We start from the raw sequence: 24,085 nt of genomic DNA, 5'->3' as shown, positions 1-24,085 counted from the left end.
CGAGTTTCCTTTCATTACAGGCGAGGTAAAACCCCAAGGGCGACCATTCTGCGCCTAATAAACGCCGGGCCTCAACCCCGACGCTTGTTGGGTCCGATTGACGGGCCGGACTCACCGCCCCTAGATTGACGGAACCGGCGCCGCCCAATCGGGCCTAAACTGCGCATTCAGCCTTAAAGGAGTTTGACCCGATGAGCCGTACCGAAACCGACAGCCTGGGCCAGGTTGAAGTCCCTGACGACGCCTACTGGGGCGCCCAGACACAGCGGTCCATGATCAACTTCGCCATCGGCAATGAACGCATGCCGCTGTCGGTGCTGCATGCCCTGGCGCTGATCAAGAAAGCCGCCGCGCGGGTCAATGACCGCAACGGCGACCTGCCCGCCGACATCGCCCGGCTGATCGAACAGGCCGCCGACGAAGTGCTCGACGGCCAGCATGACAACCAGTTCCCACTGGTGGTCTGGCAGACCGGCAGCGGCACCCAGAGCAACATGAACGTCAACGAAGTGATCGCCGGGCGCGCCAACGAGCTGGCGGGCAACCCCCGCGGCGGCAAGACCCCGGTGCACCCGAACGATCACGTCAACCGCTCCCAGAGCTCCAACGACTGCTTCCCCACCGCCATGCACATCGCCGCGGTGCAGGCCGTCCACAAGCAACTGTTGCCGGCCATCAGCGAATTGTCCGGCGGGCTGGCGGAACTGGCGGCGCGCCACCTGAAGCTGGTCAAGACCGGTCGCACCCACATGATGGACGCCACGCCCATTACCTTCGGCCAGGAACTGTCGGCGTTCATTGCCCAGCTCGATTATGCCGAACGGGCGATCCGTGCCGCATTGCCAGCGGTGTGTGAACTGGCCCAGGGCGGCACGGCGGTGGGCACCGGGCTCAATTCGCCCCATGGCTTTGGCGAAGCGATCGCGGCCGAACTCGCGGCACTTTCCGGCCTGCCGTTCGTCACCGCGCCGAACAAGTTTGCCGCGCTGGCGGGTCATGAACCGCTCACCGCGTTGTCCGGCGCGCTGAAAACCCTGGCGGTGACCCTGATGAAAATCGCCAACGACCTACGCCTGCTGGGCTCCGGGCCACGGGCCGGGTTCGCCGAGGTGAAATTGCCGGCCAACGAACCGGGCAGCTCGATCATGCCTGGCAAGGTCAACCCGACCCAATGCGAATCCCTGTCGATGCTCGCCTGCCAGGTGATGGGCAACGACGTCACCATCGGCTTCGCCGCCAGCCAGGGTCACTTGCAGTTGAACGTGTTCAAGCCGGTGATCATCCACAACCTGCTGCAATCGATCCAGTTGCTGGCCGATGGCTGCAGCAACTTCCAGCAGCACTGCATCGCCGGCCTCGAACCGGATGCCGAGCAGATGGCCGCGCACCTGGAACGTGGGCTGATGCTGGTGACCGCGCTGAACCCGCACATCGGCTACGACAAGTCTGCCGAAATCGCCAAGAAAGCCTACAGCGAAGGGCTGACCTTGCGTGAGGCGGCGTTGCAACTGGGGTACCTGACCGATGAACAGTTCGACGCCTGGGTGAGGCCGGAAAACATGTTGGAAGCCGGCAGCCAGGGCTGAGCCTGGATGGACCGCGAGCAGGCCTTCGTGAGCCTGCTCGCGAAAAGCCCTGCCCTAGCGCCCCACCGCCAACCGCTGACGCCGCGCCCTGAGCCCGGCGATCAGCGAAGGCCCCAGCGCGACCAGCGCCGAGCCCAATACCACCAGCACCGCCCCGCCATACCCCAGCAGGTTGATCTGCTCGGCATGCACGTAGTCGGGCCACCACCAGGCCGCCAACGCCACGGCGGCGAAGGTCACCAACGGCGTAATCGCCAGCGTCGCACTGACCCGTGACGCCTCCCAGTGCGCCAGGGCTTCGGCGAATGCGCCATAGGCGATCAGGGTATTGAGGCAGCAGGCCAACAGCAGCCAACCTTGTACCGGGCTCAATTGCAACGCCTCCAAGGGATGCACCCAGGGCGTGAGCAGCAACGCGCAGAAGAGGTAGATCACCATCATCACCTGCAGTGAATTCCACACCGTCAGCAATTGCTTCTGCCCCAAGGCATAGAAGGTCCAGACCGTGGACGCCAGCAACACCAGCAGCACCCCGGCGGTGTACTCACTCAGCGATGTGAGCAACTCAACGAGGCGCTGGTTGAAGAACAGCGCGAAACCGATCAACAGCACCGCCAGGCCGATGCCCTGGCCGATGCTGAAGCGCTCCTTGAACACGAACAGACTGGCGACCAGCAGCATGATCGGGCCCATCTGCACCACCAGTTGCGCCGTGCCGGGGCTCAGACGGTTCAGGCCCATCAGGTACAACACGTAGTTGCCCACCAGCCCCAGCACCGCCATCGCCACCAGCCAGCCGCCCCTGGGGCCGAGCACCCGGCGACTGGGCAAACGACGGGTAGCCGCCAGGTAGATGAACAGCAGGCCGCCGGACACCAACAGGCGAAACCAGGTCACGGTGACCGGGTCCATCACGTGCAGCACTTGCTTGAGCTTGATCGGCAGGATTCCCCATAACAGGGCGGTCAGCAGGGCGAGAAACAGGCCGTAGCCCAGCGACCGGATGAAATATGCATGCAATCCTCGAAGCCCAGGACAAAAGAGCGTCTATTCTAGGCATGGATCACGGGGCAACACAGGGACAGTTGGTCACTAACAGTTCATGATAAGGGATGGCACATTGCCGCCTATCGGCTGCCCAAGCGCCCGCCAGCCACAACACATAAACTTCACTCCATCAGCTTTCGCCTTCCTTTGGAGCCGCTCATGCTTGGCAAACGTGCCGAAGACGTCGTCCCCGCGATGGTCTTTCCCAGTGACCGAATTTGCCGGGTGAACGGCCAATTTTATTTCAACACCCGGGAAGGTACGCATGAGGGGCCATTCCCCGATCGTGAAACAGCGGAACGCGAGGTCGCGGCGTACATCGAGCGCATGCTGCAACTGCCGCAAGTCGTGGGCTGAGCACTGCCTGAATAGCTCCACCCACCTATGACAGGCAGCTTGTTGAGACGAGAGAACTTGCTGTAGCGAGGGAGCCTGCTGTGGCGAGAGAGCTTGCTCCCGCTGGGCCGCGAAGCGGCCCCCCTCTTGCCCCCGTACCGTAGCGAAGGATTGACGACCGCTGCGCAGCCGAGCGGGAGCAAGCTCCCTCGCCACAAAACCTCTGTTAGCAGGGGTTATCCAACCGCCTCGAACAACCCCGTCGCCCCCATCCCGCCGCCCACGCACATGGTCACGACGCCGTAGCGCAGATTGCGCCGCTGCAGTTCGCGCACCAGATGCCCCACCTGCCGCGAGCCGGTCATGCCGAACGGGTGGCCGATGGAAATCGAGCCGCCGTTGACGTTGTACTTCTCGTTGTCGATCTCCAACCGGTCGCGGCTGTACAGGCACTGGGAGGCGAAGGCTTCGTTGAGTTCCCACAGGTCGATATCGGCCACCTGCAAGCCCTTGGCCTTGAGCAGCTTGGGCACCGAGAACACCGGGCCGATGCCCATTTCGTCGGGCTCGCAACCGGCCACGGTAAAGCCACGGAAAAACGCCTTGGGCTTGAGCCCCAGCGCCAGGGCTTTCTCCAGGCTCATCACCAGGGTCATCGAGGCGCCGTCGGACAGTTGCGACGAGTTGCCCGCCGTGACCGAACCGTCCTCGGCAAACACCGGTTTCAGCCCGGCCAGGCTTTCGTAGGTGGTGTCGGGGCGGTTGCAGTCGTCATGGTCGACCACGCCGTCGAGGATCTGCACCGCGCCGGTGTGCTTGTCTTCGACCCGGTACTTGACCGACATCGCAATGATTTCGTCGGCGAACAGCCCGGCGGCCTGGGCCTTGGCGGTGCGTTGCTGGCTCTGCAAGGCGTAGCGGTCCTGCGCCTCGCGGCTGACCTGGTAACGGCGCGCGACGACTTCGGCCGTCTGGCCCATGGGGAAATAAATCCCCGGCACCTGCTCCTTGAGGAGCGGGTTGATCAGGTTATCGGTGTTGACGCTCTTCATCGTCAGGCTGATGGACTCCACGCCGCCGGCCACGATGATGTCGCTGCAACCGGACGCGATCTGGTTGGCAGCGATGGCGATGGCTTGCAGGCCGGAGGAGCAGAAGCGGTTGAGGGTCATGCCGGCGGTGCCGGTGCCCAGTTGCGAGAGCACCGCGACGTTGCGGCCGATGTTGTAGCCCTGGGCGCCTTCATTGGAGCCGGCACCGACGATGCAGTCCTCGACGCTGGCCGGGTCGAGGTCATTGCGCGCCAACAACGCGTTGACGCAATGCGCCGCCATGTCGTCCGGGCGGGTCATGTTGAACTTGCCGCGAAAAGACTTGGCCAGGCCGGTTCGTACGCTATCGACGATCACCACTTCACGCATGGCGGTACTCCATTGTTGTAGTCGGTTGAGAGTGGATCGAGCATAGATCCACTGCATAACCGATCGCGACAATCATTCACCTCGCGTATGCGCCGCCATCGGCCTATTTCCTGGATTTGCGTTTGCGCGCCTGCTTGTCGGCGCGCTCGAATGCGTCCTCCAGCGCCTGGTTCAGAGTGCGTAACACCTTGACCCGGGCCCAACGCTTGTCGTTGGCCTCCACCAGTGTCCAGGGGGAAATCTCGGTGCTGGTGCGGTCCACCATGTCACACACCGCGGACCGGTAGGCGTCCCACTTGTCGCGGTTGCGCCAATCGTCCTCGGTGATCTTGAAGCGCTTGAACGGGATCTCCTCACGCGCCTGGAAGCGTTCAAGCTGGGTTTCCTTGTCGATGGCCAGCCAGAACTTGACCACCACCACGCCGGCGTCGGCGATCTGTTCCTCGAAATCGTTGATCTCGCCGTAGGCCCTCAACCAATCGGCCCGGCTGCAAAAGCCCTCGACCCGTTCCACCAGCACCCGGCCATACCAGGAACGGTCGAACACGGTGAACTTGCCCCGTGCCGGCAGATGCCGCCAGAACCGCCACATATAGGGATGGGCGCGCTCCTCCTCGGTGGGAGCGGCGATCGGCACGATGCTGTATTGGCGCGGATCGAGGGCCGCCGCGACCCGACGGATCGCGCCGCCCTTGCCCGCCGCATCGTTGCCTTCGAACACCGCCACCAGCGCATGCCGGCGCATGCGTTTGTCCCGCAGCAGGCCGGCGAAACGCGCCTGCTCGGTAATCAGCTGTTCTTCGTAGTCGTCCTTTTCCAGGCGCAGGGTCATGTCCAGGCTGTCGATCAGCGTGACCTGGTCGTCCAGTGCCGGCAGCGGCGCCACGGCGACTTTTTCCGGCTTGACCTTCGGCCGGTCCAACGCCTGGCGCAAGCCTTCGAGCAGAATCCGCCCCACCGTCAGGCTGCGATAACAGCTGTCCACGCCCTCGATCACGTGCCAAGGCGCGTAGTCGCGACTGGTACGACGCAAGACTCGCTCGCCGTATTTGACGAACTTGTCGTAGGTCTGCGATTGCTGCCAGTCCAGCGGGCTGATGCGCCAACTGTGCAGCGGGTCATCCTTGAGCCCCTTGAGCCGGGCTTTCATCTGTTTCTTGGACAGGTGAAACCAGAATTTGAAGATCAACGCGCCTTCGTCGCAAAGCATTTTTTCCAGGCGCTCGGCGGCGTTGATCGCCTGGTCGAGCCGCGGATCCTTGAACTCGCCATGGACCCGCCCCTGCAACATCTGGCTGTACCAGTTGCCAAAGAAGATCCCCATGCGCCCCTTGGCCGGCAGCATCCGCCAGTAGCGCCAGGCCGGAGGATGCGCCAGTTCCTCGTCGGTCTGCTGGTCGAAGGTGCGCACTTCGATCAGCCGCGGGTCCATCCACTCATTGAGCAATTTCACCGTCTCACCCTTGCCCGCGCCTTCGATGCCGTTGATCAGCACGATGACCGGAAAACGGCCCTGCTGCTGCAACTCGAATTGCGCTTCGAGCAGCGCTTCACGCAGGGCCGGCACCTCGGCCTCGAAGGTGTCTTTGTCGATGACGTGACCGATTTCAGCGGATTCAAACATGGGCAACTCCTTCCAAGGATCAGCCAAGACTAGCGGATTGGATGCCCTGCGGTGTAGCACCAGGAAGGATCATTCCCTACGCCTGGCATGACAATGCCTGTGCGCACGCTGCGCGTTCGGCTTTGTGGATCAGCTAGAATGGCCTCCCCGTTTTCACCGAGCCTGCCATGACGCCCATCCAGCAACACGCCCAACTCGACTGGGATGAACAGGGTCGCCCGCGTTCGCGGGTGTTCGACGACGTGTATTTTTCCGATCAGTCGGGGCTGGATGAAACCCGCTACGTGTTCCTTGAACAGAACCAGCTGGCCGAGCGCTTCGCCGCGCTGCCCGAGGACGGGCGCCTGGTGATCGGCGAAACCGGGTTCGGCACCGGCCTGAACTTCCTCTGCGCCTGGCAACTGTTCGAGCAGTGCGCACCGGCCGGGGCGCGGCTGCATTTCGTCAGCGTCGAGAAGTACCCCTTGAGCCCCGAGGACCTGCGTCGCGCCCTGGCCCTCTGGCCGCAGCTTCAAGCCCAGGCGCAGCAGTTACTGGACCAATACGTGGCCATCCACCAGGGTTTCCAACGCCTGGTCCTGGCCAATGGCCGGGTGACGCTGACCTTGCTGATCGGCGACGCGCTGGAGCAGTTGCCGCAACTGGATGCCCGCATCGACGCGTGGTTCCTCGACGGGTTTGCACCCGCCAGGAACCCCGAGATGTGGACGGCCGAGCTGTTCGCCGAACTGGCGCGGCTGGCGGCCCCGGGATCGACCCTCAGCACCTTCACCAGCACCGGTTGGGTTCGGCGGTTGCTGAACGCGGCAGGTTTCAAGATGAAACGCATGCCCGGCATCGGCCATAAATGGGAGATCCTGCGCGGCGTGTTCCTGGGCCGGCCGGAACAGACACCGGCGCCGTCCGCGGCAAAACCCTGGTACGCCCGCCCCGCGGCCCTCGGCAACGAGCGTCGGGCATTGGTGATCGGTGGCGGCCTGGCCGGTTGCGCCAGCGCCGCCAGCCTCGCCGCGCGGGGCTGGCAGGTGACGCTGCTGGAACGACACGCCGGGTTGGCCGAAGAGGCGTCGGGCAATCCGCAGGGCGTGCTGTACCTCAAGCTGTCGGCCCACGGCACCGCGCTGTCGCAGATGATCCTCAGCGGCTTCGGCTACACCCGCCGTCTGTTGGAGCACCTGCAACGGGGCGTCGACTGGGACGGCTGCGGCGTCCTGCAACTGGCCTTCAATCACAAGGAAGCCGAGCGCCAGGCGCAACTGGCCGAGGCGTTCCCCGCTGACTTGCTGCACCCCCTGGCGCAGCCCGAGGCACAAAGGCTGTCAGGTATCGGCCTGGCCTGCGGTGGTCTGTTCTATCCCGAAGCCGGCTGGGTGCATCCGCCGGCGCTGTGCCGCTGGCAGGCCTCGGGCACCGCGATCGAGGTGCAAGCGCACCATGACGTGCTGCAATTGCGTCGCGTCGATGGCCAGTGGCAAGCGTGGGACGGTCAACGCTGCCTGGCCAGCGCGCCGGTGGTGATCCTCGCCAGTGCCGCCGAAATCAAGCGTTTCGAACCGGCCGCCGGATTGCCCCTCAAGCGCATTCGCGGGCAAATCACCCGGCTGCCGCAAACCGCGCGCAGCCAGGACCTGGCGACCGTGGTCTGCGCCGAAGGCTACGTGGCGCCGCCACGTCTGGGCGAGCACACCCTGGGCGCCAGCTTCGACTTCAACAGCGACGACCTGACCCCCACCGCTGCCGAACACGCCGGCAACCTGCAGATGCTCGAAGAAATTTCCGAGGACCTGCTCGAACGCCTCGGCGCCGCCACCCTGGACCCGCAACGGCTCGAAGGCCGCGCGGCGTTCCGCTGCACCAGCCCGGACTACCTGCCGATCGTAGGGCCCCTAGCTGACAGCCAGGCCTTCCACGAGGCTTACCACGCCTTGAGCAAAGACGCCCGGCAAGTGCCGGACATCCCCTGCCCCTGGCTCGACGGCCTCTACGTCAACAGCGGCCACGGCTCGCGCGGCCTGATCACCGCGCCCCTGTCGGGCGAACTGATCGCCGCCTGGCTCGACGACGAACCCCTGCCGCTGCCCCGAAGCGTGGCCGAAGCCTGCCACCCGAACCGGTTCGCGTTGCGAGCGTTGATTCGAGGCAAGGCCTGAACCACATAAGAATCCCTATGGAAGCCGTTGGCGACTCTCGAACGGAACGATGAATTCGTGAAAACTGCACTGGCCGTGATAAGCACCCCAGAATAAGCCCTATTCTGCCGTCGATGCAGATTCAGTCGGAGCTATCCAATATGCATCTCTAACCTCATCTAAAGCCTGCCATGGTTCAGGGCCGAACCTCGCATTTGGACAGCCGCCAGCCCCGTAGCTGGCCATGACGCATTGTGTAAAATCCTGCACGAACAGTAGAGTTCGCGCCACTGAATGGAGTTAGGGCATGGGCATGAATAAAATAATAAGGCTTATCGCACTGGCTGCGATTATCACAAGCGCTGCATGCAGCAAGCAGGATAACTTCAACACTTTGTCGCCAGGCGAGATGCTCAAGCCCATTTCCTTGCAAGCTCACAACAACCCTACGTGGGCAAGTTCTGACTCCCAGTACGAGAAATCGCAGAACCCTGCCAAATGGTCGCCTTATTTCTGGGCATCGAATGCAGCGGCGCTTCAGAGCATCGCCAATGACAAGCCTCGCCTTGAGGCGACGGTCAGGGCTCTGATGGATGAGATGAAGGCAAACTCGATTGTTGATAGCGATGGTAACTACCGAGTCATCTACCGGTTCCCATACGTCTTCGACAAGTACCCGATGTCGGCGCCTTGGTACTCGGCTTTCGGGAACGCGGCTATCGCTGTAGGCCTGATGCACATCAGGAACTCGACAGGGGACACATCGAACGATGGGTTGAATAATGAATACCTGGACACCATCGTCAAGAAGTATTCATACAAGACCCCTGAAGGAAACATATGGTTTGCTGAATACATCTCTGATGACCTCCCTGATGGCCATGTGAGCGTGATCAACGGTCACTTCTTCGTGGTCGCCGCCATGTATGAATGGAAGAGCATGAGTAAAACAAATCGGTACGACAGGCCAATATCCCAAGGATTGGATACCATGCGCGACGAGTTGCCAAAGTTCATTCAGGAAGGATACTTCTCATACGCTGATGGTTTCAAACACATGAAGGATTATGGTCAGCAGCGTGCAGTAAACTTCGCTGTTGCTTCCTGCAAACTCCGCGACGAAATATGCCCCATCGCTGTTCGGTATCAGAAGCTCTTCAATGAATGGTCGAAGTGATGGTCCTGTCGTTGGCGGTTACCCCATAGCAGGCCCATCCGCCATTCCTGCACTGCCGGTCGCACCTGCGTCGGCGACCATCAGTGCAGGGGCAGTACCATTAGCCCCGCCAGCTTCTGCATCGGCGTCATGCGAGAGCCCGCCGGAGCCGTCCCGTCCGTCGGCTTATAACGCATCGATCTAAAACTCACAGCAATCCCACCGGTCAGTTTCAGAGTACCCGCCCTTTCGGCGGACGTTGCTTGACCCCTCCCCAACGGAAAAACCGGTAAGGACTTATGTGCGGATTAGCTGGAGAGTTACGTTTCGATCAACAACCTGCGGACCTTGCGGCCGTAGAGCGAATCACCCATCACCTGGCCCCGCGTGGCCCTGACGCATGGGGTTTCCATAGCCAGGGGCCGATTGCCCTAGGCCACCGTCGCCTGAAGATCATGGACCTGTCGGACGGCTCGGCGCAGCCGATGATCGACAATCAGTTGGGCCTGTCCCTGGCCTTCAACGGCGCCATCTACAACTTCCCGGAACTGCGCGCCGAGCTTGAAGCACTGGGCTACGCCTTCCATTCCGGCGGCGACACCGAAGTGCTGCTCAAGGGCTATCACGCCTGGGGCGAGGCCCTCCTGCCCAAGCTCAACGGCATGTTTGCCTTCGCCATCTGGGAACGGGACGCCAAGCGGCTGTTCATCGCCCGCGACCGCCTCGGCGTCAAGCCGCTGTACCTGTCGCGCACCGGCCAGCGCTTGCGCTTTGCCTCGGCCCTGCCGGCCCTGCTCAAGGGCGGTGACATCAGCCCGATGCTCGACCCGGTGGCCTTGAACCATTACCTGAATTTCCATGCGGTGGTGCCGGCGCCTCGCACCCTGTTGGCCGGCGTCGAAAAACTACCGCCAGCCACCTGGATGCGGGTCGAAGCCGACGGCACCACCGAGCAGAAAACCTGGTGGACCCTGCCCTACGGCCCCCGCGCCGATGAGCAGAACCTGAACCTGGAAGACTGGATCGACCGCGTGCTCGACAGCACCCGCGAAGCCGTCGCCATTCGCCAACGCGCGGCCGTCGATGTGGGCGTGCTGTTGTCCGGCGGCGTCGACTCGAGCCTGTTGGTGGGGTTACTGCGCGAAGTCGGCGTGGAAGACTTGTCCACCTTTTCCATCGGTTTCCAGGATGCCGGCGGCGAGCGCGGCGACGAATTCCAGTATTCGGACCTGATCGCCAAGCACTATGGCACCCGCCACCATCAGCTGCGCATCGACGAAAAAGAGATCATCGAACAACTGCCGGCGGCCTTCCGCGCCATGAGCGAACCGATGGTCAGCCACGACTGCATCGCCTTTTACCTGCTGTCGCGAGAAGTGGCCAAGCATTGCAAGGTGGTGCAAAGCGGCCAGGGTGCCGATGAGCTGTTCGCCGGTTATCACTGGTACCCGCAAGTGGACGGCGCCAGCGACCCTTACGCGGCCTACCGTGCCGCATTCTTCGACCGTAGCTACGAGGAATACGCCGACACCGTGGAGCCCAAGTGGCTGACGGCCAATGACGCCGCCGGTGACTTCGTCAAGGAACATTTCGCCCAACCCGGCGCCGACGCCGCGGTCGACAAGGCGCTGCGCTTGGACAGCACGGTGATGCTGGTGGACGACCCGGTCAAGCGCGTCGACAACATGACCATGGCCTGGGGCCTGGAAGCGCGCACGCCGTTCCTCGACTACCGGTTGGTGGAGCTTTCGGCCCGGGTGCCGGCGAAGTTCAAGCTGCCCGACGGCGGCAAGCAGGTGCTCAAGGAAGCCGCCCGGCGCGTGATCCCCAGCGAGGTCATCGACCGCAAGAAGGGCTATTTCCCCGTGCCTGGGCTCAAGCACCTGGAAGGCGACACGCTGGCCTGGGTGCGCGAACTGCTGCTGGATCCGAGCCAGGATCGCGGCCTGTTCAACCCGGCCATGCTCGACCGCCTGCTCACCGACCCCAACGGCCAATTGACCCCGCTGCGCGGTTCGCGCCTGTGGCAACTGGCTGCGCTGAACCTGTGGCTCAGCGAGCAAGGAATCTGATTGATGAAACCCCACCCTACCGTTCACAACCAACGCCTCTTGCGGGGCCAGGCGCCTTCGTACGAACGTCTGCAGGCGCGCCTGGCCGAAGATGGCAGCGCAATGGGCGCCGACCCGATCGCCGTCCACTGCGGCTGGGGTCGGCTGCTGATCGGCCACACGTTCCCCGACCCGGCTTGCCTGGCCCAGGAACTGCTCAATGAGCAACCGGGCGAACGCGACATTGCCCTGTACGTCGCCGCGCCCCAGCAAGTCCTGGGGCTGGAACCGGCGCATCTGTTCCTCGACCCGTCCGACACCTTGCGCCTGTGGTTCAGCGATTATCGCCAGGCCACGCGGGTGTTCCGTGGGTTTCGCATCCGCCGGGCGCAAGGGGACGCCGACTGGCAAGCCATCAACCAGCTTTACCAGGCCCGCGGCATGTTGCCCATCGACCCGCAACGCCTGACCCCGCGTCACGAAGGCGGCCCGGTCTACTGGCTGGCCGAAGACGACGATACCGGCGCGGTGATCGGCAGCGTCATGGGCCTGAATCACCAGAAAGCCTTCAACGACCCGGAAAACGGCAGCAGCCTCTGGTGCCTCGCCGTGGACCCGCAATGCTCACGGCCAGGTGTTGGCGAAGTGCTGGTGCGCCATCTCATCGAGCATTTCATGAGCCGGGGCCTGAGCTACCTCGACCTGTCGGTGCTGCACGACAATCGCTTGGCGAAAAACCTCTACGCCAAGCTCGGTTTCCGCAACCTCTCGACCTTTGCCATCAAACGCAAGAACGGCATCAACCTGCCGCTGTTCCTTGGCCCGGGTCCCGAGGCTCAGTTCAACCCTTATGCGCGGATCATTGTCGAGGAAGCCCACCGTCGCGGCATCGAGGTCCAGGTGGACGACGCCGAGGCCGGGTTGTTCACCCTGGTCCACGGCAGCCGCCGGGTGCGTTGCCGCGAATCCCTGAGTGACCTGACCAGCGCCATCAGCATGACCCTGTGCCAGGACAAGAGCCTGACCCACAAGGTGCTGAAGAACGCCGGCCTGAACCTGCCGGCGCAACAACTGGCGGGCAATGCCGACGACAACCTGGCGTTTCTCGACGAGCACGAACGGGTCGTGGTCAAGCCGCTGGACGGTGAACAAGGCCAGGGCGTGGCAGTGGACCTGCGCACCATTGAAGAAGTACAAGCCGCCATCGAAACGGCCCGGCAGTTCGACAGCCGGGTGCTGCTGGAAAGCTTCCACGAAGGGTTGGACCTGCGAATCCTGGTGATCGGTTTCGAAGTGGTGGCGGCCGCCATCCGGCGGCCGGCGGAAGTGATCGGCGACGGCCGCCACACCATCGGCGCCCTGATCGAAGCCCAGAGTCGCCGACGCCAGGCCGCCACGGGTGGCGAAAGCAAGATCCCGATGGATGCGGAGACCGAGCGCACGCTCAAGACGGCGGGGTTCGACTACGACAGCGTCCTGCCGGCCGGAGAGCACCTGTTCGTGCGGCGCACGGCCAACCTTCATACCGGCGGGGTACTGGAAGACGTCACCGGCATCCTCCATCCGACCCTGGCCGATGCGGCGGTACGCGCCGCCCGAGCGTTGGACATTCCCATGGTCGGCCTTGACCTGCTGGTGCCGGCGGCCGACCAGCCCGACTATGTGTTCATCGAAGCCAACGAACGCGCCGGCCTGGCCAACCACGAACCGCAACCCACTGCCGAACGCTTTGTGGACCTGCTGTTTCCCCATAGTCAGGCGGTGGCCTGAGCACCGTTCACAGTGGCGAGGGGGCTTGCTCCCGCTGGGTCGCGGAGCGCCCCCCCTTCGATGCGAATGTCCCGGATTATTCAGGGCTGGAGCTGCGACCGCTTTGCGTTCGAACGGGAGCAAGCTCCCTCGCCACAAGGCTCTTCTGCCTAACCTTATCGTCCGAGAGGAGTTTCCATGATCAGCAAAATTCCCGAACCGAATCTCGAATACCTGCAAAAAGTCTTGCTGGAAATGCTCGCCATTCCCAGCCCGACCGGCTTCACCGACACCATCGTGCGCTACGTCGCCGAACGGCTCGAAGAGTTGGGTATCCCCTTTGAAATGACCCGTCGCGGCACCATCCGCGCCACCCTCAAGGGCCGCAAGAACAGCCCCGACCGCGCGGTGTCCGCGCACCTGGACACCATCGGCGCCTCGGTACGGGCCATCAAGGACAATGGACGCCTGACCTTGGCCCCGGTGGGCTGCTGGTCGAGCCGGTTTGCCGAGGGCAGCCGGGTCAGCCTGTTTACCGACACCGGCGTGATTCGCGGCAGCGTGCTGCCCTTGATGGCATCCGGGCATGCGTTCAACACCGCCGTTGATGAAATGCCCATCAGCTGGGACCACATCGAACTGCGCCTGGACGCCTACTGCACCACCCGCGCCGATTGCGAAACCCTGGGCGTGAGCGTTGGCGACTACGTGGCCTTCGACCCGTTGCCGGAGTTCACCGAAAGCGGTCACATCAGCGCCCGCCACCTGGATGACAAGGCCGGCGTCGCCGCGCTGCTGGCGGCACTCAAGGCCATTGTCGACAGCGGTGAAGAACTGCTGATCGACTGCCACCCGCTGTTCACCATCACCGAGGAAACCGGCAGCGGTGCAGCCGCCGCGCTGCCCTGGGACGTCAGCGAATTCGTCGGCATCGATATCGCGCCGGTCGCGCCCGGCCAGCAGTCGAGCGAACATGCGGTGAGTGTGGCCATGCAGGACTCCGGTGGCCCCTACGACTACCACCTGTCGCGGCACCTGCTGAAACTGGCCAAGGAGAACGAGCTGCCGGCCCGCCGGGACCTGTTCCGCTATTATTTCAGCGACGCCCACTCGGCCATCACCGCCGGCCACGACATTCGCACCGCCCTGCTGGCCTTCGGCTGCGACGCCACCCATGGCTACGAACGCACCCACATCGACAGCCTGGCCGCCCTCAGCCGCCTGCTCGGCGCCTACATCCTCAGCCCACCCGTGTTTGCCAGCGACGCGCAACCGGCCCAAGGCTCGCTGGACCGCTTCAGTCACCAGATCGAACACGATGCGCAGATGGAAAGCGATACCCGGGTGCCTTCGGTGGATAGCCTGCTGGGGCAGCGGTCGGACAGCTGAGTCGCCCGCCTTGCGGGGCGGCGCCAGCAAAACCGATTTCGCGAGCAAGCTCGCTCCCACAAAGGTTGCATGCCAATGTGAGAGCAAGCTTGCTCGCGAAGCCGACAACGCACCCCGGCAGCCCCCCAAGGCTAGCCGCAAACGCCCGTTGGCCGTAGCATCGCCTCATTGTCTAGCCGAGGTACCCCATGCTGATTCCCCACGACCAACTCGAAGTCGACACACTCACCCGCCTGATCGAGGATTTCGTGACCCGCGACGGCACCGACAATGGCGACGACACGCCCCTCGAAACCCGCGTACTGCGCGTGCGGCAAGCGCTGACCAAGGGCCAGGCGATGATCGTGTTCGATCCCGAGAGCGAACAGTGCCAACTGATGCTCAAGCACGACGTGCCCAAGCACCTATTCGACTGAACAGGCCTTGCGCTGGGCGTGGGCTTTTTTCTTCTGGATCTTTTCGTAGATTTCGGAGCGATGGACATCGATGTGTCGGGGCGCTTCGACGCCAAAACGCACGGTGCCGCCGGTGACCGACAGCACGCGAACGGAAATGTCGTCACCGATGGAAATCAGTTCGCCCACAGCGCGGCTTAGTACGAGCATGGTTCTTGTCCTTAAGAATGTCTGGACCTTGACCATGCCCGGCCTGATTCAGCTTCTCAAGGCTCCCACGACAAATCAGTAAGGCCCTACAAGCAAAGCACTTCGGGCTGACGGAAACGTCCTGCAAAACCTGTATAGCGGCGTTTATTTCAGGTCGCCGAGAAGCGTGGCCCGAACAGGATCACGCTCGCCCCCAGCACGCACAGCGCCACGCCGATCCAGTCCGAACCCAGCGGCCGCACCCGCTCCACCACGGCCAGCCAGCCAATCGAGGCGATGATGTAGATACCGCCGTAGGCGGCGTAGGCGCGACCGGCATAAGTGGCTTCGATGCGGGTCAGCAACAGGGCAAAGAGGGTCAGGCTGATCAGCGCCGGGGCGATCCACCAGGCGCTCTTGCCCTGGCGCAGCCACATCCAGAACGCGTAGCAACCGGCGATTTCAAACAGCGCGGCAAGAAAGAACCACAGGTAATTGAGCATGCAAATGTCCATCAGGAAGGCCGAATCGCGCCATCCTGAGGACACCGGGCCGCCAGGTCAACTCGGGTTCTGTCGAGCCTTGGCGCGCATCTTGTCGGCCATGACGGTCATTTCGTCGTAGAGCTTCTGCGGGGCCTGCTGCTTGAGCGCCCACGCCGCCCGCCCCTGCTCGTGGGGCAGGATCATGAACTGGCCCTGGGCGACGTGCTGGTAGATGTAATCGGCGATGTCGGCGGCGCTGATGGGCGAGCTTTCCAGCAGTTTGCCAACCTGGGCCTTCATGGCCGGTGTCGGCCCACGGAAGGAGTCGAGCAGGTTGGTCTGGAAGAACGACGGGCACACCACGTGCACGCCGATTTCCTGCTGGGCCAGTTCAACCAGCAGGCTTTCCGACAAGGCCACCACGCCGGCCTTGGCCACGTTGTAGTTGCTCATGGCCGGCCCTTGCATCAGCGCGGCCATGGAGGCGATGTTGATGATTTTGCCGCGGCTCTGCTCCAGCAACGGCAAGAACGCCTTGCAGCCCTTGACCACGCCCATCAGGTTGATTGCGATCTGCCAGTCCCAGTCTTCCAGGGACAGTTCGCTGAAGAACCCGCCCGAGGCCACACCGGCGTTATTGACGATGATGTCGATGCCGCCGAATTTCTCTTCGCAGGCCTGGGCGAAGGCCGTCAATTGGCTGTAGTCGCGCACATCGCAACGTTGGATGAAACCGTCGCCGCCTGCCTCGCGCACCAACCTCAGGGTTTCCACCAGGCCGGGCTCACTGACATCCGACAAGGCCAGGCGCCAGCCTTCGCGGGCCCAGCGCAACGCGATTTCGCGGCCCAGGCCGGAGCCGGCCCCAGTGATCATCATGCGATTTTGCATAGCAGACAGCCTTGTTGTTCCGGGAGAGATAGGCCGAGTGTAGCGAAGGACCCGCCCGTCCCCACGCTCCATCAGATTGCTGAATGGCGAGGGCAAACCATGGCGGGATGTGAAGGGCCCCGTGGCGGCTTGCACACTGTGTAGCGGGTACTAAAAAACATTGAATTTTTTACAGGACGTTACGGTCGGACCTATTAAGCCGCCCGGATTTAATGCATGCGCGCTGGCAGTCAAAAGTTGCATCAACCCAGAACTGACCAATAAGGAAATCTACAATGGGCACAATTCTTATCATTATTCTGATCCTCCTGCTGATCGGTGGTCTGCCGGTCTTCCCGCACTCCAGAAGCTGGGGTTACGGCCCGTCCGGTATTATCGGTGTGGTGTTGGTGGTGCTGTTGGTCCTGCTACTACTGGGCAAGATATGAACCACTAAGAACAAAAAAAGAGGCCCTCACGGGCCTCTTTTTTTATGCTCGCCGATAATCAGTCCGGCTTGCCGTCGATAACACCGGCGGTGTTATCCAACAAGCTCTTGGTGGCCGTCTGCAGGAACGACTCGAGCTTGAGTTTCATCGCTGCGGTGTCCGGTGCATCCGGGACGATCTCCGCACGGGGGTTGGCACCCAGTTCATAGCGATACATCTTTGGCGGCATTTCCTTTTCCTTCGGCAGCACCAGGATCTGGTCGTCCTTGATGATCGCCGTGGTCTGTTCGCTGCCCGATGGCTTGATCACGCCAAAACCGGTATCGCCCTGCGGCAGGTTCAAAAGGTCACGTCCCCAGCACTGGTTGCGCACCTGACCGCCGATCCGGCCCATGATGGTCGGCACGATATCGACCTGGGTACCCACGGTGTGGCTGCGCTGGCCGAACTTCTCCTGGACGCCCGGGCCGATCAGCAGCAACGGCACGTTAAAGCGGCCCAGGTCCATTTCGGTGATCTGGCGTTCGTTGCCGAAGCCATGGTCGCCCACCACCACAAACAGGGTTTCCTTGAAGTACGGTTCCTTGCGGGCCTTCTCGAAGAACTGGCCCAGGGCCCAGTCGGCGTAGCGCATGGCGGTCAGGTGTTCGTTCAGGCTGCCACGGTCGGTCACCCGCTCCACTGGCAACGGTGTCGGCAGCGCATACGGCGTGTGGTTCGACAGGGTCTGCAGCAAGGCGTAGAACGGCTTGCCGTTTTCCCGCGCCTTGAGCTCGATCAGGCCACGGTCGAACATGTCCTGGTCGGACACGCCCCAGGTCGGATCGGAGAACACCGGGTTGACGAAGTCGTTACGCCCGATGAAGTTGGTCATGCCCTGGCTGCTGAAGAACCCCGACTGGTTGTCCCAGGCAAAGTCGCCGTTGTAGACGTACACGTCGTCGTAGTCACGGGCACTGAGCAATTGCGGCAGGCCCGACAGCTTGTGGCTGCCTTCCGGCGTCTGCATCAGGTATTCGAAACCGGGCAGGTTCGGGAAGCACGCCATGGTGGCGAACATGCCCTGGTGGGTGTGGGTGCCGTTGGAGAAGAAGCGATCGAACAGCAGGCCTTCCTTGGACAGCTTGTCCAGGTAAGGCGTGATGTTGCCCGATGCGCCCAGGGCGCCCACCGAGTGACCGGCCATGCTTTCCATGAGGATCACCACCACATTTTTGATGGGCAGCGTCTTGTCGGTCGGCGGCGTGTAGTCGCGGCGCACGGCGGCGGTCTCGGTGTCCACCAGCTTGTCGTCGGGCATGACCAGCATGTCGCGCACGGTCTGCTGGGCCAACGGTTGTTCGAGGGTGGCTTTCCAGATGTTGTCACGGTCTTCGGACATCCGGCTCTTGGCCGCCGCCACCAGCGACAGCGTGCCGTTGAGGCCCAGCTGGTTGGCGAAGTTCGAGTCGGTGGTGTACACGTCGCCCCAACGCAGCGGCGGGCCCTGGCGCAGAGTGCCACGGGCGGCGACCACGGCCACCAGCAGGCAGACCATGAACACCGCTACACGTCCGTACCACGGGGCGATCTGGCGCGTGCCGATGCTGCCACCGCTGAACGGGCCGCGCGGACGGGTCGCCCGGTCGGCGCCCTTGAACGCCAGGCTCAGGATGATCGTGCCGCCGACCCAGGCCAGCAGGTAGCGCACCACCGGGAAGCCGTACCAGAGCATGCTCATCACGGTCTTCGGGTCTTCCTTTACATACTGGAAGACCAGGCCGTTGAGACGCTGGTGGAATTCACGGTAGAAGTCCATCTCCATCAGGCCCAGGAACAAGGCGATGCTGGAGGTGACCGTCAGCCAGAAACGAAAGAACCCACGTGCCGCCATGGCCCTGGCGCTGAACAACGCCAGCAGCAATGGAATGCAGAGGTAGACCACCAGGCGCAGGTCGAATCGCAAGCCGTTGACGAACGCTTCGACAAAGGTAGAGGCCGGGGTGTCGAGGATCATCTCGCGGTTGTAGACCAGCAGCGCCACGCGCAGCAGGCTGAACATGACCATCATCACCAGGGCGCAAAGCAGGGTGTAGGCCAGGTGCGATTTGACGGTCGGTTGCAGCAGGCGATGCGTAGTGCGCTGCTGACTCAGGGCGTCCGGGATTGCCATGTCGTTTTAGGACCTATTGGAGTTTGAGTGACAAAAAGGAACAACGGCGCGCCCTCTGTTGGCCAATGCCTGGCCCCGGGGCTTGCGCGAGTGCGCAAATGTTTGCACGAACGGCCATGGCATTGCCATTAAATAACCGGCCGCGATAAAAGCGCGGGGGATTGTCCGCAAGGTTTTGTGAAAATTTTGTTCAATGAATATTCAGAAACACAAAATCCCCGGTGCTACGCATAGGCGAGACGAACTCATTGTGGCGAAGGAACTTGCTCGCGCGAAGCTGCGCGGCAGTCGCAAAACCGACCAAATGAGACATGCCTGATCAAGCGCGGTGACTGGATTGGGCTGCTTCGCCGCCCAGCGGGAGCAAGCTCCCTCGCCACAGAATGCACCTTTGCCTCAGAAAGCTCTCCCCAGAGGGATTCTTAGCGATTAGTGAAACTGCCGCCCCAACCCCGCCGGCACGCCTTCGATGGTGGTGTCTTCCCACGGGCCGTTCGGGCTGACGGAGCGGCTCCAGCCGTTGTTCCAGCGGTAGTAGGTGCGTTGGCGATAGAAGGTGTTGGTCTGGTTATCCAGCACATACACCCCCAGCTTGGCATCCCAATGGCTGTTGCCGCCCGGCGGCGGGGCGAAGCTGGCGGAGGTGCGTGGCACAGGCTTGGCCGGTTTGCTCGGGGTGGCCGGTTTGCCCGGCGGCGTGGACGGGCCAGGCTTGGTGGTCGGGGTCGACGGCGGAATCGGCGGCAGTGGCGTCGAAGGCTCCGGCGGACGCTGGACCGCACAAGCGCTCAGGCCCAGGACGAGCGTGAGCAAGGTGATGCGAGCGATGGCGGTCATGGTGCGAATTCCTGTTATTGGTCCGGGCTGTCGATGGTCAGGTGCTGCGACGCGGTGGTGCTGCTCGCCAGGGGTTGGCTGCGGCCGATCCATTCACCGGCGGTGGGTTGACCGGCACGGGAGATCCGCGCCACCAGTTGGACTTCAGGGAAGTTCGACAGTTTCAGCTGCGGCATCATCGCGTCCGCATCCCCCAGCTCTACGGTCACCGGCAGGTCGGCGACGGTCAGGCGCTTGGCCGCCAGCGGGGCCGGCGGGCCGGACGCGGCGCGGGCGAAGATGAACACGCTGTCGCCTGGCTGCACCTTGGCCTTGAGCGCCGGCGCCAGCTCGACACGCACCTTGAGCACGGCGGCCGCCTTGGCGGCAGGTGCCTGGGTCTGAGCCTGGGCCGGCGCAACCTGGCCGCCAGCGGCCTGAAGCTTCTCGGTGGCGCGGGCGATACCGCCCTGCAACGCCTCGCGGGACTTGTCACCCTCCGGTAGCTCCACCAACAGGCGGCTCCAGTAATCGATCGCGTCCTGGTAACGTTCGCCCTCGAACGCGGCGATGCCCAGCAGGCCGAGGCTGGTGACCTCCTTGGGATCGAGCTTCAGCGCTTCGTCGGTCAGGGCCTGGACCTGGTCCGACCATTTCTTGCCGTCGGCGAAGTACTGCGCCTGGGCCCACTGGCCCAGCAGTTCGGGTTGGCGGCCCGCCACCGCCACGGTGCGCTGGAAGATCTTCGCTGCATCCGCGGGCCGATCCTGGGCCATGTACGTACGGCCAAGGAAATACAGGCCCTCGGCGTTGTCCGGTTGCGCCGCCACCGCCCGCTCCAGGCGTTGGGTCATTTCTTCCATCGACTGCGGCGCCTGGGCGAACTCACGGGTCAGTTCGACCTTGTCGCTGGCACCGAAATGCAGGTACAGCCCCAAGCCCAGCAACGGTACCAGCACGGCGGCGAGCAACGGCAAGGGCTTGCCCAGGCGCGACTCGCGCGGCGCATCGGCGCCCTCGGTGTCGGCCAGCAGCTCACGGGCGGCTTCGGCGCGGCCGGTGTCCAACTGCGCGGCGTTGAGCACGCCCTCCTCCCGCTCGGCCTGCAGTTGAGCGACGCGCTCCTGGTACAGCGCCACGTTGAGCGCGGTACGGTCCTCTTCGCGCTGGGCACGGCGACCACGCAACACAGGAATCAACAGAAAACTCAGGGCAATCAGGAGCAGCAGACCTGCGGCGAGCCAGAAATCAATCATGCTTGGTTGTATCCAACAGTTGGTCGAGGCGCTGGCGCTCTTCGACGGAAAGCGTGTCCGGGGCGGCCGTACGCTGCACCCGACGGCGGCGAACGATCACGGCGATGACCACGAAGCCACCGAGCAACAGCCCGGCGGGGCCGAACCAGAGCAGCGCGGTCTTGGAGGACAAGGCGGGGTTGTAGCGCACGAACTCACCGTAGCGGTCCACCATGAAGTCGATGATCTGCTGGTTGTCCTTGCCCTCGCCGAGCATGCGGAAGATTTCCTTGCGCAGGTCAGCGGCAATCGGTGCGTTGGAGTCGGCGATGTCCTGGTTCTGGCACTTGGGGCAGCGCAGTTCCTTGGTCAGCTCGCGAAACCGCTCGCGCTCGCCCTCGTTGGCGAATTCGTACGTGTCGATGGCGGCGTGGGCCACCCCCACCAGGCTCAACCCGAGCATGGCGGCTGCCAGCCAGCGCCTCATGGCTTGGCCTCGTCAACCAGTGCCTGGTATTTGGCGGCCAACTTCTCGCGCCAGACCTGTTCGTCGATCACCCCGACAAACTTGTCGCGGATGATGCCCTTGGCGTCGATGAAGAAGGTTTCCGGCGCCCCATAGACCCCCAGGTTCAGGCCCAGGGAGCCCTCCTCGTCGCGAATATCCAACTGGTAAGGGTTATGGAACTCGGCGAGCCATTTCAGCGCGTCGGCGTTGACGTCCTTGTAATTGACGCCGTAGATCACCACGCCGTTCTGCGCCAGTTTGTTCAGCACCGGGTGCTCGACCCGGCAAGAGATGCACCAGGTGCCCCACACATTGACCAGCGCCGGCTTGCCCAGCAGGTCGGCGCGGGTCAGGGTCTTGTCACCCTGCACCGACGGCAGGGAAAACTCCGGGAACGGCTTGCCGATCATCGCCGAGGGCAGCTCGGCCGGGTTCAGGTAAAGCCCCCGGTACAGAAACACCGCCACCACCAGGAACAGCGCCAGCGGCAACACCATCATCCAACGTCTCATGCAGTGGCTCCCGTCACGCCCAGGGCTTCGCGCACCCGGGTTTTCACCTTGACCCGATAACGCCGATCCAGCGCCGCCAGGACCCCGCCAAGACCGGTGAGCAGGCCACCGAACCAGATCCAGCGCACGAACGGCTTGACGTGCACCCGCACGGCCCAGGCGCCATCGCCCAGGGATTCACCCAGTGCCACATACAGGTCGCGGGTGAAACCGGCATCGATGCCGGCCTCGGTCATCACCGAGTTCTGCACGGTGTACAGGCGTTTTTCCGGGTGCAGGACCGTCACTTCCCGGCCGTCGCGAATGACCCGCACGGTGCCTTTGTCGGAGGTGAAGTTCGGGCCTTCGAAATGCTTGGCGCCCTCGAACACGAACTGATACCCGGCCAGCTCCATGGACTCTCCCGGGGCCAGGCGCAGGTCGCGCTCGGCGCTGTTCTGGCTGGACAGCACCACGCCCAGGGCGCAGACGGCGATGCCCAGGTGGGCGATCTGCATGCCCCAGTAGCTGCGGGTCAGGGTTGGCAGGCCCTTGACCAGGCCTTTGTGGCGGGTCTTGTCGAGAATGTCTCGGACACCGGCCAGCAGCACCCAGGCCGCCAGCACGAAAGTGGCCAGCACCGCCCAGTTGAAGTCGCCATAGGCCACCCCGGCCACCACGGCCAGGGCCGCCGTGCCCAGCAGCACCGGCGTCAGCATGCCCAGCAACCACTTGACCGGCGTGTCTTTCCAGCGCACCAGTACGCCGATGGCCATCACCACCATCAGGATCCCCATCAGCGGGATGAACAAGGCGTTGAAGTACGGCGGACCGACCGACAGCTTGGCCCCGGACAACGCATCGAGCACCAGCGGGTACAGCGTCCCCAGCAGGATCATCGACGCGGCCACCACCAGCACCAGGTTGTTGCCCAGCAACAGGGTTTCCCGCGACCAGAGGTTGAAGCCCACCTGGCTTTTCACCACCGGCGCGCGCAGGGCGAACAACGTCAGCGAACCGCCGACCACGCACAACAGGAACATCAGGATGAACACGCCGCGCTCAGGGTCCGAGGCGAAGGCATGCACCGACGTCAGGACACCGGAGCGCACCAGGAACGTCCCGAGCAGGCTCAGGGAAAACGCCGCGATGGCCAGCAGCACGGTCCAGCTTTTGAACACGCCGCGCTTTTCCGTGACGGCCAGGGAATGGATCAGTGCCGTGCCCACCAGCCAGGGCATGAACGAGGCGTTTTCCACAGGATCCCAGAACCACCAGCCGCCCCAGCCGAGTTCGTAGTAGGCCCACCACGAACCGAGGGTGATGCCGATGCCGAGGAAGGCCCAGGCGACAATGGTCCAGGGCCGCGACCAGCGAGCCCAGGCGGCATCCAGGCGTCCGCCGAGCAAGGCCGCGATGGCGAAGGCGAAGGCCACGGAGAAGCCGACGTACCCCATGTACAGCATGGGTGGGTGCACGATCAGGCCGATGTCTTGCAACAGCGGATTGAGGTCGCGGCCATCGCTGGGCATCTGCGGCAGGATGCGCTCGAACGGGTTGGAGGTGACGATCAGGAACAGCAGGAAGCCGGTACTGATCATGCCCATCACCGCCAGTACCCGGGCCAGCATCACCTGGGGCAACTGCCGGGAGAACACCGAGACGGCGAAGGTCCAGCCGGCCAGGATCAATGCCCAGAGCAGCAGCGAACCTTCATGGGCACCCCACACCGCACTGAACTTGTAATACCAGGGCAACGCGCTGTTGGAGTTGCTGGCGACGTAGGCCACGGAAAAATCGTCGGTCATGAAGGCGTAGGTCAGGCAACCGAAGGCGAACACCATGAAGGCGAACTGGCCCCACGCCGCCGGCTGGGCCAGGCTCATCCACAGGCGGTCGCCGCGCCAGGCACCGAGCAACGGCACCACGGCCTGCACTAGGGCAAAGCAGAGGGCCAGGATCATCGCCAGGTGGCCCAACTCGGGAATAAAGATACCGGTGCTCATC

20 protein-coding genes and 1 pseudogene are annotated in these 24,085 nt (G+C 63.4%); 9 read left to right on the top strand and 12 right to left on the bottom strand.

Annotation, left to right across the window (positions count from 1 at the left end; all coding sequences use genetic code 11):
- Positions 1–191: 191 nt before the first annotated feature.
- A complete protein-coding gene (locus V5F23_RS07770) occupies positions 192–1,586 on the top strand; it encodes a class II fumarate hydratase (protein ID WP_338497901.1) in 1,395 nt (464 codons plus the stop codon).
- Positions 1,587–1,640: 54 nt separating this feature from the next.
- On the opposite strand, the pseudogene V5F23_RS07765 reads toward V5F23_RS07770, so the two are convergent.
- Positions 1,641–2,602: pseudogene (locus V5F23_RS07765) on the bottom strand (DMT family transporter).
- 190 nt (positions 2,603–2,792) lie between these two features.
- Here V5F23_RS07765 and V5F23_RS07760 point away from each other — a divergent pair.
- The gene (locus V5F23_RS07760) at positions 2,793–2,990 is read left to right on the top strand and encodes a DUF6316 family protein (protein WP_047737600.1); all 198 of its coding nucleotides are present in this window, start codon (positions 2,793–2,795) and stop codon (positions 2,988–2,990) included.
- Between the two features lie 215 nt (positions 2,991–3,205).
- Here V5F23_RS07760 and V5F23_RS07755 read toward each other — a convergent pair whose 3' ends face one another.
- The gene (locus V5F23_RS07755) at positions 3,206–4,390 is read right to left on the bottom strand and encodes a thiolase family protein (RefSeq protein ID WP_042732829.1); all 1,185 of its coding nucleotides are present in this window, start codon (positions 4,388–4,390) and stop codon (positions 3,206–3,208) included.
- 103 nt (positions 4,391–4,493) lie between these two features.
- Complete coding sequence (pap, locus tag V5F23_RS07750) at positions 4,494–6,014, bottom strand: polyphosphate:AMP phosphotransferase (protein WP_042732828.1); 1,521 nt, start codon at positions 6,012–6,014, stop codon at positions 4,494–4,496.
- Positions 6,015–6,181: 167 nt separating this feature from the next.
- Here pap and mnmC point away from each other — a divergent pair, with 167 nt between their 5' ends.
- The 6 genes from mnmC to V5F23_RS07720 all read left to right on the top strand — a co-directional run bounded on the left by mnmC (position 6,182) and on the right by V5F23_RS07720 (position 14,904).
- Positions 6,182–8,164, top strand: coding sequence for a bifunctional tRNA (5-methylaminomethyl-2-thiouridine)(34)-methyltransferase MnmD/FAD-dependent 5-carboxymethylaminomethyl-2-thiouridine(34) oxidoreductase MnmC (gene mnmC, locus V5F23_RS07745; RefSeq protein WP_338497899.1), 1,983 nt, complete (start codon positions 6,182–6,184; stop codon positions 8,162–8,164).
- A 286-nt stretch (positions 8,165–8,450) separates the two neighbouring features.
- Positions 8,451–9,320: a D-glucuronyl C5-epimerase family protein gene (locus V5F23_RS07740; RefSeq protein WP_338497898.1), complete on the top strand. Its 870-nt coding sequence runs from the start codon at positions 8,451–8,453 to the stop codon at positions 9,318–9,320.
- Positions 9,321–9,598: 278 nt separating this feature from the next.
- Positions 9,599–11,371, top strand: a complete 1,773-nt coding sequence (locus V5F23_RS07735; RefSeq protein WP_123578565.1) for an N-acetylglutaminylglutamine amidotransferase — start codon at positions 9,599–9,601, stop codon at positions 11,369–11,371.
- A gap of 3 nt (positions 11,372–11,374) precedes the next feature.
- Positions 11,375–13,120, top strand: coding sequence for an N-acetylglutaminylglutamine synthetase (gene ngg / locus V5F23_RS07730; RefSeq protein WP_123578564.1), 1,746 nt, complete (start codon positions 11,375–11,377; stop codon positions 13,118–13,120).
- A gap of 180 nt (positions 13,121–13,300) precedes the next feature.
- Positions 13,301–14,488, top strand: a complete 1,188-nt coding sequence (locus tag V5F23_RS07725; RefSeq protein ID WP_161796114.1) for an osmoprotectant NAGGN system M42 family peptidase — start codon at positions 13,301–13,303, stop codon at positions 14,486–14,488.
- A 188-nt stretch (positions 14,489–14,676) separates the two neighbouring features.
- Positions 14,677–14,904, top strand: a complete 228-nt coding sequence (locus V5F23_RS07720; protein WP_024778700.1) for a YheU family protein — start codon at positions 14,677–14,679, stop codon at positions 14,902–14,904.
- Here V5F23_RS07720 and csrA read toward each other — a convergent pair.
- The 3 genes from csrA to V5F23_RS07705 all read right to left on the bottom strand — a co-directional run bounded on the left by csrA (position 14,893) and on the right by V5F23_RS07705 (position 16,448).
- Entirely contained in the window at positions 14,893–15,093 is a 201-nt protein-coding gene (csrA, locus tag V5F23_RS07715; protein WP_042730428.1) for a carbon storage regulator CsrA, read from the bottom strand. The genes V5F23_RS07720 and csrA overlap by 12 nt on opposite strands.
- Before the next feature lie 149 nt (positions 15,094–15,242).
- Positions 15,243–15,575, bottom strand: coding sequence for a YnfA family protein (locus V5F23_RS07710; protein ID WP_042730434.1), 333 nt, complete (start codon positions 15,573–15,575; stop codon positions 15,243–15,245).
- 57 nt (positions 15,576–15,632) lie between these two features.
- Positions 15,633–16,448 (bottom strand): SDR family oxidoreductase, encoded by an 816-nt coding sequence (locus tag V5F23_RS07705; RefSeq protein ID WP_042730427.1) that lies wholly within the window; start codon positions 16,446–16,448, stop codon positions 15,633–15,635.
- 275 nt (positions 16,449–16,723) lie between these two features.
- Between V5F23_RS07705 and V5F23_RS07700 the strand changes: the two genes are divergently transcribed.
- Positions 16,724–16,876 carry a DUF3309 family protein gene (locus V5F23_RS07700; protein WP_003183939.1) on the top strand — a complete coding sequence of 51 codons (153 nt, stop codon included), beginning with the start codon at positions 16,724–16,726 and terminating at the stop codon, positions 16,874–16,876.
- Positions 16,877–16,934: 58 nt separating this feature from the next.
- Here the strand turns inward: V5F23_RS07700 and V5F23_RS07695 are convergent, their stop codons facing one another.
- The 6 genes from V5F23_RS07695 to V5F23_RS07670 all read right to left on the bottom strand — a co-directional run bounded on the left by V5F23_RS07695 (position 16,935) and on the right by V5F23_RS07670 (position 24,084).
- The gene (locus V5F23_RS07695; protein WP_123578563.1) at positions 16,935–19,028 is read right to left on the bottom strand and encodes an LTA synthase family protein; all 2,094 of its coding nucleotides are present in this window, start codon (positions 19,026–19,028) and stop codon (positions 16,935–16,937) included.
- Between the two features lie 429 nt (positions 19,029–19,457).
- Positions 19,458–19,865, bottom strand: coding sequence for a hypothetical protein (locus V5F23_RS07690; protein WP_042730425.1), 408 nt, complete (start codon positions 19,863–19,865; stop codon positions 19,458–19,460).
- A 14-nt stretch (positions 19,866–19,879) separates the two neighbouring features.
- Complete coding sequence (gene ccmI / locus V5F23_RS07685) at positions 19,880–21,100, bottom strand: c-type cytochrome biogenesis protein CcmI (RefSeq protein ID WP_053146502.1); 1,221 nt, start codon at positions 21,098–21,100, stop codon at positions 19,880–19,882.
- On the bottom strand, positions 21,093–21,566 hold the full coding sequence (locus V5F23_RS07680; RefSeq protein ID WP_013973856.1) for a cytochrome c-type biogenesis protein: 474 nt from the start codon (positions 21,564–21,566) through the stop codon (positions 21,093–21,095). The genes ccmI and V5F23_RS07680 overlap by 8 nt, the downstream gene beginning before the upstream one ends.
- A complete protein-coding gene (locus V5F23_RS07675) occupies positions 21,563–22,099 on the bottom strand; it encodes a DsbE family thiol:disulfide interchange protein (protein ID WP_053146500.1) in 537 nt (178 codons plus the stop codon). Before V5F23_RS07675 ends, V5F23_RS07680 begins: the two co-directional genes overlap by 4 nt.
- Positions 22,096–24,084, bottom strand: coding sequence for a heme lyase CcmF/NrfE family subunit (locus V5F23_RS07670; RefSeq protein ID WP_123578562.1), 1,989 nt, complete (start codon positions 24,082–24,084; stop codon positions 22,096–22,098). The genes V5F23_RS07675 and V5F23_RS07670 overlap by 4 nt, the downstream gene beginning before the upstream one ends.
- Position 24,085: the final 1 nt, after the last annotated feature.

Origin of the sequence: Pseudomonas sp. WP18 (assembly GCF_036689585.1) — a bacterium.
Taxonomy (GTDB): Bacteria; Pseudomonadota; Gammaproteobacteria; order Pseudomonadales; family Pseudomonadaceae; genus Aquipseudomonas; species Aquipseudomonas chlororaphis_E.
The sequence above is the reverse complement of the archived record's forward strand: the minus strand, read 5'-3'. Positions and strand labels throughout refer to the sequence as shown.